The following is a 13415-nucleotide window of genomic DNA, read 5'->3' as shown; positions in this document are numbered from 1 at the left end:
GGCCTCCTGGTGTCGGGCCGAGTGCGGTGGCCTCAGCCGTACCGGCGCAGGTCATGGAAGAAGTCGTCGATGAGGCGGAGGTTCCCCGCCCGGGACACCTCGTCGTAGACGTAACGGCCGACGGCGAGGTCGAGGACGCCCAGTCCGAACGGCGAGAAGATCACCGGCCGGTCGGCGGGCGGCGTGGCCCGGCCGAGCATCACGTCGTTGAGGGTGCCGTTCAGGAAGTCGCGTCGGCCGGTGCGCTGTTCGGCCAGATGAGGCGAGGTGTCGGCCTTCAGGCAGTGCTCGACGTCGTCGACGAAGTTGGCCGACTCGAGCAGGATCTCGGGGGCGAGGTCACGCAGGGACACGTGCAGGACCAGGGGGTTGTGGCTGAACCACGCCGGGTCGGTGACGTGCGGCCGGCCGGCGACGGTGGCGAAGACCACGAGGTCGCTCTCGCGGACGAGGTCCCCGGCGCTGTCGTGCACGGTGATCCGCCCGGTGCTGCCGGCCTGCCGCAGGTAGCCGCGGAAGCCGTCGGCGCTGTCCGCGGACACGTCGTGCACGCCGACCTCGTCGAAGGCCCAGCCCGTGCCGGCCAGGAAGGTGTGGATGTACCGGGCGATCAGGCCCGTGCCGAAGAATCCGACGCGGCGGGGGCGGGTCCGGCCGCGGCTGAGCCAGTCGGCCGCCAGCGCCGCGGAGGCCGCCGTCCGGGTGGCGCTGATGATCGAGCTTTCCAGACAGGCGAACGGGTAGCCCGTGTCCGCGTCGTTGAGGATGAGCACCGCGGAGGCGCGCGGCAGCCCGGCGCCCACGTTCTCCGGGAAGCTGGAGATCCACTTCAGGCCGTCCACGCGGACCGGCCCGCCGAGGGAGGCCGGCAGCGCGATGATCCGCGCGGTGGGCCGGTCGGGGAAGCGCAGGAAGTACGACGGCGGGTTGACCGAATCCCCGGCGCCGTGCAGCCGGTAGGCGGCCTCGACCAGCTCCACGAGCTGTTTCTCGCGCCCGCTCAGCGCACGCTGCACCTGCTCACCGGAGATCACCGCGAACGTCGGTACGGAAGCCCGGCCGGGCTCGGCCGGCTGGGCGGCGGTCGATCGGGCGGCGGTCGATCGGGCGGTGGTCGGCAGCACCTCGGTCATCGCTCACTCGCCTCCGGGGTCGGGCAGCTGTCGGCCAGCCGCCGGGGCTCGCCCATGCCGACCAGCACCTGCCGCTCTCCGGTGAAGGGCTCCCTGCTGTGCGCGGTACGGATGTTGTCCACGATCAGCAGATCACCGGCCTGCCAGGGTTCGCGCCGGGTGTGCGCCTCGTAGGTGCTGTTGAGCAGCTGGACGACGTCCTCGTCGATCGGACTGCCGTCTCCGTAGAGGGTGTTGAACGGCAGCCCGTCCGCGCCGTACTCGTCCACCAGGTACTCGCGCACGTCCGGGGCGAGCGTCCACTCGTTGAGGAAGGCGATCTGGTTGAACCAGCAGCGCCTGCCCGTGACCGGGTGGCGGACGACGGCGCTGCGGCGCTGCTCGGTGTGCAGCGACCCGTCGGCCCGCCAGGTGAAGTCGATGGAGTGGGCCCGGCAGTAGCGCTCGATCGCGGCGCGGTCGTCGGTGCCGAACGACTCGGCCAGACTCGCCCCGATCTCGTCGTTGTACGTACGGGCCAGCATCCAGCCCTCACGCTCGAACCGCTCGGTCAGCCCGGCGGGCAGCGCACGCAGGACCTCTTCGGAATCGGCCACCGCCGTCGCCCCGCCCTGCTCGGGCGCGGTCAGACACGCGAACAGCATCAGGCCGGGCACCTCCAGCGGGTAACTCAGCTCGTGGTGCATGCACATCGGCTGGTTGTCCGGCCAGGGCGTCGAGGAGTACAGCCCCGGACCGTGGCTCTGGCGAGGCGCGAACGCCTCCCGCTCCGTCATGAGCCCACCGGCCAGCCGTTCGAGGACGGCCCCGGCCTGGTGCGGGTCCCGCGGCCCGAGGCCGCGGACGAGCAGCGCCCCGTGCTCGGTGACCTGCGCACGCAGCGCCTCGCGGTGCTCGGTCGCCCAGCTCGGGGCGTCGTCGGGGACGTCGACGCGCAGCACTGCGGGCCGGTCCGGCCGCAGCTCGACTTGGAGCGGTGGTGCCAGGGATGAGGACGGCATCTCGGATTCCTTTCGGTCGACCGCCTGGAGGTTCGACGGGGCTCAGGAGGAGGGAAGGGGTGCGACGGTGCTCAGGACGGCCCGCGCCGCCTCCGCGGGGCGGGTGCGCGGGAAGTAGTGGCCGCCGCCGGCCAGTTCGTACAGATCGACGTGTTCGGCCAGGAGCAGCCAGTCCCGGTGGCGGCGGGCGTAGCCGTCCGTGTACGGGTCGTCCGCGGCGGCGACCGCCGTGACCGGAGCGGACAGCTTCACCGGCGACGGGCCTTCCAGGGCGGCGCGGAAATAGGCGTGTGCGGACACACAGTCGTGCCGGTAGGCGGCCCCGACCTGCTGGGCGTGGCGCGCGTTCAGTTCCGTGAGCTCCGGGTAGCCGCCGTCCGCGGTCAGCCGCGCCGCGATCTCGGCGTCGCTCCGGCTCGCCAGTTCACCGATGGCGTGCTGCCGTTCGCCGGCGGTGCCGAGCAGGTGCGCGCCGAGGAACACCCGTGTCACCGACACGCCCCGCTCCTGGAGCTTCCGGGCCGTCTCGACGGCCGGCGCGGCGCCCGACGAGTGGCCCCACAGCATGACCCGGGGCAGGCCGCGCGCCACGATCTCGGCGGCGACCTGCTCGGCCACCTGCTCGATCGACGCGAACGGCTCCGGAGGTGCGGCCAGGTTGTGACCGGGCAGCTCCACCGCGAGGACCCCCAGGCCGCTGCCCGCCAACGCGCTCGCCATCGGCTGGTAGTTGACCGCGTTGCCGCCCGCGTAGGGGAAGCACACCAGGGCGCACTCCGGCGCACCGCTCCCTGCCGACAGGGGCTGGAGCAGCCCCGGGCGCTGCCGGGCCGTACCGTCGATGAGCGCGGCCAGGTCGGCGAGGACCGGGTGCCGGGTGATGTCCTTCAGGGACACCGCGCGGTCGAGCGCGATGGTGAGCCTGACCGCTGTCAGGGAGGTGCCCCCGCGCTCGAAGAAGTGGTCCGTGCGGCCGATCTGCGGCTCGGGCACCCCCAGCAGCTCGGCCCAGGCCGCCGCCAGCCGCCGCTCGGTCGGGGTGAGCGGGCCGGGATCGCCCGCGCCGGCCTCGTCCCGTTCGGCCGTCGGCGCCGTCCGTTCGGTCACCGCTGTCCGTTCGGCCAGCTCGGTCAGGGCCTTTCGGTCGGTCTTGCCGTTGGCGGTCAGCGGAAGGCTGTCCTGCCAGTGGAAGGCCGACGGGACCATGTAGGCGGGCAGCGCCGCGCCGAGTGCCGCGCGCAGCGCCTCCGGCTGCTGACGTGTGCCGGTGTAGAAGGCGATCAGATGCCTGCTCCCGCCGGCCCGCTCGGTGACGACCACCGCGCCGTCCCGTACGCCGTCCACCCGCAGCAGGGAGTTCTCGATCTCGCCGATCTCGATCCGGAAGCCCCGGATCTTGACCTGGTTGTCCCGGCGGCCGAGGAACTCCAGCTTGCCGCCGGGGTGCCAGCGCCCCCAGTCACCGCCCAGGTAGAGCCGTTCACCGGGCCGGTACGGGTCCGCCCGGTACGCCTCACGGGTCCGCTCGGGATCGTTGACGTACCCCCGGCCCACGCAGACCCCGGAGAACGCGATCAGCCCCGGGGCGCCCAGCGGCACCAGGGACAGCTGCTCGTCCACGACGTAGACGCGCACGTTGTTGACCGCACGCCCCAGCAGCACCCGCTCGGGTACGCCGTCCAGGATCTCGTGGTTGGTGTCGTCCGAAGTCTCCGTCAGCCCATAGGCGTTGAGCAGCCGGATCCCCGGCTGGACCGCGAACCAGCGCTGCACCAGCTCCCGCTTCAACGCCTCACCGGTCACCGACACGCACCGCAGGTCCGGCAAGGAGCGGGGGTGCTGCTCCAGGTACGAGACCACGACCTCCAGATAGGAGGGCACGACCTGCGCCACACCGACCCGGCCGCGCTCCAGCGTGTCGACGAAGCGCTCCACGTCCGTGATCACGTCCTGCTCGACCAGCAGGGTCCGTCCGCCGACGAGGAGCGCGGACACCAGCTGCCACAGGGAGATGTCGAAGCACTGCGGGGCGGTCTGCGCGACCACGGATCCTTCGCCGATCCCCAAGTCGTCGATCTTGGCGTGGAGATGGTTGAGCAGGCCCGCGTGCTCGCACATCGCCCCCTTCGGCTCGCCGGTGGAGCCGGACGTGAAGTAGATGTAGGCGAGCCGCCCGGCGTCGACCCGCACGCCGAGGTCGTCGTCGGCGTGCGGCTCCGCGTACGCCGCGTCCACCAGCAGCTTCTCGGTTCCGGGCAGGCCGGCCAGCGCCCCGTCGAGGCTGTGGGTGCTGCCGGCTTCGGTCAGCACCAGCCGGCACCCCGCGCGCGACAACGTTGCCGCGACACGGCCGGCCGGGAAATGCGGCTCGATCGGCAGGTACGCGCCGCCGGCCTTGAACACCGCCAGCGTCGCCGCCAGCCAGTCGAGGTTGCGCTCGGTCACGACGGCGACCACGTCCTCCGGGCCCAACCCGCGCGCCAGCAGTGCCCGCGCCAGCCTGTTCGCGCGCCGGTTGAGCTCTTCGTACGTCCACTCCCGCCCGCCGTGTACGGCCGCCACCGCCTGCGGATGCGCCCGTACCCGCCGCTCGAACAGTTCGTGCGCCCGCGCGTCCGGCAGCGGACGGCGGGGGCCGGCCAGGCCTTCCAGCTGCTCGCGTACCTCGTCGGGCGAGAGCAGGCTCTGCCGCGTGTGGTCGGCGTCGGTGTCGTAGTCAGCCGTCATCAGCCGCAGCGCCGTCAGGTGGTAGCCGCCGATCCGCGCCGCCGCGGTGGCGTCCAGCACGTCCGTGCGGTACCGCAGGCGCAGCATCAGCCGTCCGCTCCGGTCGGACCAGCGCACGTGCAGCACGCCGTCGTCGAGGTGGGCCGCGTCGTGTCCCATGGGGCCGAACACGACCTCGTGCGACGGCTCCGTCACCCCCAGCTCCCGCCGCAGCTCCGCCACCGGGAACTCCCGGTGGGCCAGCAGCTCCGCCTCGGCGCGCTCGGCGGTCGCCACCAGGGCGCGCCAGGACCCCGGGGGAACGGTCAGGCGGCAGGGCAGCGGCTCGCCGCGCACTCCGGCGGTGTACCCCGTCACCACCTCCTGCTCGCCGGACAGGGCGGCCAGCACCTTGGCGTGCGCCGCCAGCAGCAGCACGCTGATCGGCATGCCCGAGCGCCGCACCAGGGAACGTACGGCGTCCGCCAGGTCGTCCGGGACCGCCGCGTCCTGCTCGGCCGTGCCGGGAAGCTGTTCCCGGACCCACCGGGGCACGGCGGTGACACCACCCGCGGTCAGCACACGGCTCCAGAACTCCCCGGCCGACTGGTCCGATTCCACGCGCGTTCCCATCGCAAGGCCTTCCTCAACTCACGGTCGCCGCAGTGGCGTTGGCTGTTGACGCTGCCTGTCCGGTGCCCTGGGGCCGGCTGACGGTCTCCGGCAGCTCCATGGCGGGATTGCCGCCCCACCGTGCGTGCGGGGGGACTTCCTCGCCCTTCATGAGGAAGGAGTCGGGTGCCAGTACCGAGCCCTCGCCCATGGTCACGCCGTAGTGCACATGGGCGCCGACGCCCAGCGTGCAGCCGGCGCCGAGCGTGATGGTGTCGGACTTGAAGGTGCCGTCCTCCTGAGAGTGGCACTGGATCTTGCTGCCGACGTTGAGGGTGCACTCGTCGCCGATGGTGGCGAGCGTCCGCTCGGTCAGGTAGCAGCCGTCGTCGAACACCCGGCTGCCGATGCGCACGCCCAGCAGCCGCCAGACCAGGGTCTTGAAGGGTGTTCCGTTGAAGATGTCGAGGTAGTGGTCCGGCACCTTCCACAGGCGCTCGTGCCACCAGAAGTAGGGGTCGTATATGGAGCACAACCGGGGCCGCAGCGCGCGGAACGAGGCGATGCACCGCTCCAGCAGGACGAAGTAGAGGGTGCTGAACGCGAGCGTGATGGCCAGGTATCCGGCGATCACGACGTGTCCGAGCGTTCCGTACATGTCCACGGACACGAGCCCGAACAGCGTGAGCGCGAAGGTGTGCAGCCACCGGACGAACAGCATGAGGGCCATCGAGCGAAGGTTGTAGCGGTTCTTCGCGGCGAGACTGCGGCGGAGTGAGTCACCGGTCCTGAGGCCGTCGAACCGTGCGTCACGCTCCACCGACCGGGGTATCTCGAAGCACGGCGAACCGAGAAGCCCCACGTTTTCCCGGACCTCGCCGTCCAGGGGGACCATCACCTTCGTCGCGAGCAGGCAGTTGGCCCCTGTTCGGCCGCCCGCGGGATAGGCGATGTTGTTGCCGAGGAAGTTGCTCGGCCCGATCGAGGCAGGGGAGAGCCGGAAGGACGTACTGGAATAGTCGGCGTTGAGGACGGAGAGTCCGTCGGCAACCATCGTCCCGCTGCCGACGGAGACCAGGAACGGGGTTTCGTGCTGCACCTCGGTGCCGAAGTTCGATCCGGTCTGCTCGACCCGTGACAAGTCGTATCCGAGCGCCTGGAGATAGTGGACGATGTAGGAGCTGTCACCGAACAGCCAGGCGAAGAACCTGATGTTCGTCATGCGAGCCGTCGCCCGGTGGAGCGCGTAGTGGAAGCCGTAGAGCGGATAGACCCGGTCCGGCTTGACGGCCAGCCTCAGCAGGCGCGGAACCGTGCACAGGACGACGAGGCCCAGGACGACGAAGCCGAAGAACAGCACGAGCGAGAGTTCCAGCGCGTCGGTGATCAACGCCGACCGCGTCAGTGCGGCCATCTGCGGATCGAGCCGCCTGCCGATCGCCGGTACCTCGGTGAACAGCATGTACACCCCGCCGACGGCCAGCGGTATGTAGAGGAAGAACAGCTGCAGCAGGGTGCCGAAGCCGAACCAGGCCCGGCGCGCGGTGCCGCACCTGGCCGGCGCGACCCGTAGGTAGTCGGTCCGCGTGGTCTCGGCCGGCGATCCGTGCCAGTGCTCACCGTCCGGTACCGCCTGGCCGCGGTGGAGGGCGGAGGCATGGCCGAGTTGGGCGGCGTCGCCCATCGAGGTGTCGATGTCCAGGACGGTCTTCTCGCCGACGAACACCTCGCGGCCGAGGGTGACCCGGCCGGTCTGGATGCGCCCCGCGTAGGCCCGGTAGCAGAGGAAGAACGAGTCCTTGCGGATCACCGAACCGGCGCCGATCGTCAGCAGGTCGGTGCAGACCGGCACGGAGTGGGACAGGATCGTGACCCCCTTGCCGATCCGCGCGCCGAGGGCCCGCAGATACAGCACGTACAGCGGGGTCCCGGCGAGCAGGATCATCGGATTCGCGTGGAGCAGCACCTTGACGAGCCAGAAGCGCAGATACGCCGGGCCCCAGACGGGGAACTCACCCGGTTTCCAGCGGCCGACGAGCAGCCACTTCGCGATGACCGGGAAGGCGCACAGCCCGATGAACCCGATGCCTCCGAACAGCACCGACCGCAGATAGATGTCGCCTACGCCGGAACCGGAGGCGATCCACTCGTATCCCGCGGCGGTGACGAATCCGGAGACAAGGGAGTATCCGAGGAAGACCAGCAACTGGAAGGTTCCGCAGAGCACATGGCTCAGCCGGTTCCCGTGCGTCCTCGGAGCCGCCGGCGTGACGGTCACCGGCGTCGACTTGGCGATCGCGGGATCGGCAGGAGCGGGAACGGCCTCCCCGAGAGCCGCCGCCAGGCTCCGGATGGTGGGGTGCCGGTAGATGTCCCTCATCGAAGGGGACGGCAGATCCGCTCTCTTCCGTATCCGCGCGCAGAACTGGGCCATGACCAGGGAGTTGGCACCGAGGTCGGTGAAGAAGTGGCTCTCGACCGGAACACGCTCCGCGCCTACGACGTCGGCCAGTGCCTCCGCGAGCTTGCGTTCGGTCTCCGTCCTGTCCGGGCCGGTGTCACTCAAGGTGACAGCAGGTTCGGCAGGCCCGGATATATGGACCTCGGAGGACTGCTCCGTCATGCGATCTCCCGGAGAAACGTGGATTTTTCCAGATCACGAACCGGCAGCTTCAGTTTGGGCAGGCAGTCGTCAAGGTGCCACTTCTGATCGATCGCCGAGGCGGGCGGAGAATGCTCGACGGGGCCCGTATTCCTGGGTTTGGTCCAGGAATACGGGCCCCGTCGCGGATCACCCGAACGGTGGTCGGGAGACTAGGGCCTGTCCGGCGGATCAGGTCGCAAGGGATCGACGGCACCTCATGGACGCCGGTGAGCGGGGCCTGGTGCGTCCAGCTGCAAGGCGGAGGAGGGCGGCGACGCGGAGCGTCGGCAACCGACGACAACGCCGCAGATGGGCGTGCCAGGCCCCGCGTCTGCGACAAGATCCGCCGGACAGGCCCTAGATGTCCCGGAAGATCTCGATCTGTGCGCCGACCGAATTCAGACGCTCGGCGAGGTCCTCGTAACCCCGGTTGATGACATACACGTTGCGCAGCACCGAGGTGCCCTCGGCCGCCATCATCGCCAGCAGGACGACCACGGCGGGGCGCAGGGCCGGCGGGCACATCATCTCGGCGGCGCGCCAGCGGGTGGGGCCCTCGACCAGGACGCGGTGCGGGTCGAGCAACTGGAGTCGGCCGCCGAGGCGGTTGAGGTCCGTGAGGTAGATCGCGCGGTTGTCGTAGACCCAGTCGTGGATCAGCGTCTTGCCCGAGGCGACCGCCGCGATGGCAGCGAAGAACGGGACGTTGTCGATGTTCAGGCCCGGGAAGGGCATGGGGTGGATCTTGTCGATCGGGGCCTCCAGCTTGGAGGGCCGGACCGTGAGGTCCACCAGGCGGGTACGGCCGTTGTCCGCGAAGTACTCGGGGCTGCGGTCGTGGTCGAGGCCCATCTCCTCCAGGACGGCCAGCTCGATCTCCAGGAACTCGATCGGCACCCTGCGCACCGTCAGCTCCGAGGAGGTCACCACGGCGGCGGCCAGCAGGCTCATCGCCTCGACCGGGTCCTCGGAGGGGGAGTAGTCGACGTCGACGTCGATGTTCGGCACGCCGTGCACGGTGAGCGTGGTGGTGCCGATGCCCTCGACCAGCACGCCGAGTGCCTCCAGGAAGAAGCAGAGGTCCTGGACCATGTAGTTGGAGGAGGCGTTGCGGATGACCGTCACGCCGTCGTGCCGGGCGGCAGCCAGCAGCGCGTTCTCGGTCACCGTGTCGCCGCGCTCGGTCAGCACGATCGGGCGGTCGGGGCGGACCGTGCGGTCGACCTGCGCGTGGTACTGGCCCTCGGTGGCCGCGATGTCCAGACCGAACCGGCGCAGCGCGATCATATGCGGCTCGATGGTCCGGGTGCCGAGGTCGCAGCCGCCGGCGTACGGCAGCTTGAAGGCGTCCATGCGGTGCAGCAGCGGGCCCAGGAACATGATGATGGAGCGGGTGCGGACGGCCGCCTCGGCGTCGATGGCCGCCATCTCCAGCTCGGCCGGCGGCACCAGTTCCAGGTCGACGCCGTCGTTGATCCAGCGGGTGCGGACGCCGATGGAGTTGAGCACCTCCAGCAGGCGGTACACCTCCTCGATCCGCGCCACTCGGCGCAGCACCGTGCGCCCCTTGTTCAGCAGCGAGGCGCACAGCAGGGCCACGCACGCGTTCTTGCTGGTCTTCACGTCGATGGCGCCGGACAGCTGACGGCCGCCGACGACCCGCAGATGCATCGGGCCCGCGTACCCGAGCGAGACGATCTCGCTGTCCAGAGCCTCACCGATTCGCGCGATCATCTCAAGGCTGATGTTCTGGTTCCCGCGCTCGATGCGGTTGACCGCGCTCTGACTGGTGCCGAGCGCCTCCGCGAGCTGCGCCTGTGTCCAGCCACGGTGTTGCCGGGCGTCACGGATGAGCTTGCCGATGCGTACGAGGTAGTCGTCTGCCATGTGGTTGAGGTTATCTCAGATATGAGATGGCGCCTGTTGGGGGGTCCATTCGGGTGACGGGACGTCAATGACCAGCGGAAATACCGATTATGTGCCATGATTTGGGTGATTCATCCGTTATTCACGCATACCCTCGCGTACTCCTGGGCGAAGAACAGGTGCGGCTCGAAGCGGACCGCCGGTACGGCGTCCGGTGTGAACGTCGGTACGGCGGGGGCCATGACGTAGCGAACCCGCTCCACGGTGCCGTACTCGTCACGAACCTCCAGCAGTCCGGACTCCGGGCAGTGCCACTCGAACTCCGTGACGTCTTCACCCAGGGCGTTGGCTATCGTGCCGCGGCCCCGCCCGTCCTCCAGGAACTCCAGTTCCGACGCCTCCATCACGCCGTAGTCGAAGGGTGAGCTGTCCCAGCGGCCGATCAGTGCGGTGTCGAGAGTCATGTGGTGATCTTCGCCTGGCACCCTGTGGCCCACGCCACCGAAAAACGGCAGGGCTGGGCCCGGTCGGGCATGACCAGTCGGCGCCCATGTACTAGAGTTATCTCGACATCGAGATATCTGCCGAGGCGCACCGCAGCCGCCACTCGGTAAGGGTTACCTAACTTAGCCTTACCTCAGCGGACCGGCCAGACCGGCGTGGCGGCAGGATGCGGTGGAACGCGCACATCAATGAAGGAGACTGTCGTGTCGGCGAACAGCTTCGACGCCCGCAGCACGCTGCAGGTGGGCGACGAGTCGTACGAGATCTTCCGGCTGGACAAGGTGGAGGGCTCTGCTCGCCTGCCGTACAGCCTCAAGGTCCTGCTGGAGAACCTGCTCCGCACGGAGGACGGCGCGAACATCACCGCCGACCACATCCGCGCCCTCGGCAACTGGGACTCCCAGGCCCAGCCGTCGCAGGAGATCCAGTTCACGCCGGCCCGCGTGATCATGCAGGACTTCACCGGCGTCCCCTGCGTCGTGGACCTCGCGACCATGCGTGAGGCCGTGAAGGAGCTGGGCGGTGACCCGGCGAAGATCAACCCGCTGGCGCCGGCCGAGCTGGTCATCGACCACTCCGTCATCGCCGACAAGTTCGGCACCAACGACGCCTTCAAGCAGAACGTCGAGCTGGAGTACGGCCGCAACAAGGAGCGCTACCAGTTCCTGCGCTGGGGCCAGACCGCCTTCGACGAGTTCAAGGTCGTCCCGCCGGGCACCGGCATCGTCCACCAGGTGAACATCGAGCACCTGGCCCGCACCGTCATGGTCCGAGGCGGCCAGGCCTACCCGGACACCCTGGTCGGCACCGACTCGCACACCACCATGGTCAACGGCCTCGGCGTCCTCGGCTGGGGCGTCGGCGGCATCGAGGCCGAGGCCGCCATGCTCGGCCAGCCGGTCTCCATGCTCATCCCGCGCGTCGTCGGCTTCAAGCTCACCGGTGAGCTGAAGCCGGGCACGACCGCCACGGACCTCGTGCTCACCATCACCGAGATGCTGCGCAAGCACGGCGTCGTCGGCAAGTTCGTCGAGTTCTACGGCGAGGGCGTGGCCGCCACCTCCCTCGCGAACCGCGCCACCATCGGCAACATGTCGCCCGAGTTCGGCTCCACCGCCGCGATCTTCCCGATCGACGGCGAGACCCTGAACTACCTGCGCCTGACCGGCCGTTCCGAGCAGCAGGTCGCGCTCGTCGAGGCGTACGCCAAGGAGCAGGGCCTCTGGCTGGACCCGAAGGCCGAGCCGGACTTCTCCGAGAAGCTGGAGCTCGACCTGTCGACGGTCGTCCCCTCCATCGCCGGTCCGAAGCGTCCGCAGGACCGCATCATCCTCGCCAACGCCGCCCAGCAGTTCGCGCTGGACGTGCGCAACTACGTGGCCGACGCCGACGAGGCGGGCATCGAGTCCTTCCCGGCCTCCGACGCCCCGGCCGTGCACCCGAACGGTGTCCCGTCCAACCCGGTCCAGGTGACCGCCCCCGACGGCACGACCTACACCATCGACCACGGTGCGGTGACGGTCGCGGCCATCACCTCCTGCACCAACACGTCGAACCCGTACGTCATGGTCGCCGCCGCGCTCGTCGCGAAGAAGGCCGTGGAGAAGGGCCTGACCCGCAAGCCGTGGGTCAAGACCACCCTCGCCCCGGGCTCGAAGGTCGTCACCGACTACTTCGACAAGGCGGGCCTCACCCCGTACCTCGACAAGGTCGGCTTCAACCTCGTCGGCTACGGCTGCACCACCTGCATCGGCAACTCCGGCCCGCTGCCGGAGGAGGTCTCCAAGGCCGTCAACGACCACGACCTCGCGGTCACCTCGGTCCTCTCCGGCAACCGGAACTTCGAGGGCCGGATCAACCCCGACGTCAAGATGAACTACCTCGCCTCCCCGCCGCTGGTCGTCGCGTACGCCATCGCGGGCTCCATGAAGGTGGACATCACCAAGGACGCCCTCGGCACCGACCAGGACGGCAACCCGGTCTACCTGACCGACATCTGGCCGACCGAGGCCGAGGTCAACGACGTCGTGGCCAACGCCATCGGCGAGGACATGTTCAACAAGTCCTACCAGGACGTCTTCGCGGGCGACGCCCAGTGGCAGTCCCTCCCGGTCCCGACCGGCAACACCTTCGAGTGGGACGCCGAGTCGACCTACGTCCGCAAGCCCCCGTACTTCGAGGGCATGGGCATGGAGCCGGCCCCGGTCTCCGACATCGCCGGTGCCCGCGTGCTCGCCAAGCTGGGCGACTCGGTCACCACCGACCACATCTCCCCGGCCGGTGCGATCAAGGCCGACACCCCGGCGGGCAAGTACCTGACCGAGCACGGTGTCGAGCGTCGTGACTTCAACTCCTACGGCTCCCGCCGTGGCAACCACGAGGTCATGATCCGCGGTACGTTCGCCAACATCCGCCTGCGCAACCAGATCGCGCCGGGCACCGAGGGCGGCTACACCCGCGACTTCACCCGGTCCGCCGAAGGTGAAGGAGGGGCGCCGGTGTCGTTCATCTACGACGCCTCCCGCAACTACATCGAGCAGGGCATCCCGCTGGTCGTCCTGGCCGGCAAGGAGTACGGCTCCGGCTCGTCCCGCGACTGGGCGGCCAAGGGCACCGCGCTGCTCGGCGTGAAGGCCGTCATCGCCGAGTCGTACGAGCGCATCCACCGCTCGAACCTCATCGGCATGGGCGTCCTGCCGCTGCAGTTCCCGGAGGGCGCCTCCGCCGAGTCCCTCGGCCTGACCGGTGAGGAGACCTTCTCCTTCGCCGGTGTCACCGAGCTGAACAACGGCACCACGCCGCGCACGGTCAAGGTCACCACCGACACCGGTGTCGAGTTCGACGCGGTCGTCCGCATCGACACCCCCGGTGAGGCGGACTACTACCGCAACGGCGGCATCATGCAGTACGTGCTCCGCAACCTGATCCGCAAGTAAGCGGTACGGCACG

Annotated in this window: 7 protein-coding genes; 1 reads left to right on the top strand and 6 read right to left on the bottom strand. The window is 69.6% G+C overall.

The features are described from left to right. Positions 1 to 32 precede the first annotated feature (32 nt). The 6 genes from sbnB to ACWD35_RS01385 all read right to left on the bottom strand — a co-directional run bounded on the left by sbnB (position 33) and on the right by ACWD35_RS01385 (position 10426). The gene (gene sbnB / locus ACWD35_RS01410; RefSeq protein ID WP_451349064.1) at positions 33 to 1133 is read right to left on the bottom strand and encodes a 2,3-diaminopropionate biosynthesis protein SbnB; all 1101 of its coding nucleotides are present in this window, start codon (positions 1131 to 1133) and stop codon (positions 33 to 35) included. Beyond that, complete coding sequence (locus ACWD35_RS01405; RefSeq protein ID WP_451349063.1) at positions 1130 to 2134, bottom strand: TauD/TfdA family dioxygenase; 1005 nt, start codon at positions 2132 to 2134, stop codon at positions 1130 to 1132. Before ACWD35_RS01405 ends, sbnB begins: the two co-directional genes overlap by 4 nt. A gap of 42 nt (positions 2135 to 2176) precedes the next feature. After that, positions 2177 to 5473, bottom strand: a complete 3297-nt coding sequence (locus ACWD35_RS01400; protein ID WP_451349062.1) for a non-ribosomal peptide synthetase — start codon at positions 5471 to 5473, stop codon at positions 2177 to 2179. Positions 5474 to 5486: 13 nt separating this feature from the next. Beyond that, complete coding sequence (locus ACWD35_RS01395; protein WP_451349061.1) at positions 5487 to 8075, bottom strand: Pls/PosA family non-ribosomal peptide synthetase; 2589 nt, start codon at positions 8073 to 8075, stop codon at positions 5487 to 5489. A gap of 378 nt (positions 8076 to 8453) precedes the next feature. Beyond that, positions 8454 to 9983 (bottom strand): helix-turn-helix domain-containing protein, encoded by a 1530-nt coding sequence (locus ACWD35_RS01390; RefSeq protein WP_451349060.1) that lies wholly within the window; start codon positions 9981 to 9983, stop codon positions 8454 to 8456. A gap of 110 nt (positions 9984 to 10093) precedes the next feature. Continuing rightward, a complete protein-coding gene (locus tag ACWD35_RS01385) occupies positions 10094 to 10426 on the bottom strand; it encodes a hypothetical protein (protein WP_451349059.1) in 333 nt (110 codons plus the stop codon). Between the two features lie 243 nt (positions 10427 to 10669). Between ACWD35_RS01385 and acnA the strand changes: the two genes are divergently transcribed. Beyond that, positions 10670 to 13402: an aconitate hydratase AcnA gene (acnA, locus tag ACWD35_RS01380; protein WP_451349058.1), complete on the top strand. Its 2733-nt coding sequence runs from the start codon at positions 10670 to 10672 to the stop codon at positions 13400 to 13402. The last annotated feature ends 13 nt before the right edge of the window (positions 13403 to 13415 follow it).

The sequence above is a fragment of the Streptomyces sp. NPDC002671 genome (genome assembly GCF_053592475.1).
This window is presented reverse-complemented; position numbering and strand designations above follow the sequence as displayed.

Excerpts from the sequence above, each read along its gene's own strand:
- ACWD35_RS01390 (WP_451349060.1), bottom strand. The coding sequence starts at position 9,983 with ATGGCAGACGACTACCTCGTACGCATCGGCAAGCTCATCCGTGACGCC.
- sbnB (WP_451349064.1), bottom strand. The coding sequence starts at position 1,133 with ATGACCGAGGTGCTGCCGACCACCGCCCGATCGACCGCCGCCCGATCG.
- ACWD35_RS01385 (WP_451349059.1), bottom strand. The coding sequence starts at position 10,426 with ATGACTCTCGACACCGCACTGATCGGCCGCTGGGACAGCTCACCCTTC.
- ACWD35_RS01400 (WP_451349062.1), bottom strand. The coding sequence starts at position 5,473 with ATGGGAACGCGCGTGGAATCGGACCAGTCGGCCGGGGAGTTCTGGAGC.
- ACWD35_RS01405 (WP_451349063.1), bottom strand. The coding sequence starts at position 2,134 with ATGCCGTCCTCATCCCTGGCACCACCGCTCCAAGTCGAGCTGCGGCCG.
- ACWD35_RS01395 (WP_451349061.1), bottom strand. The coding sequence starts at position 8,075 with ATGACGGAGCAGTCCTCCGAGGTCCATATATCCGGGCCTGCCGAACCT.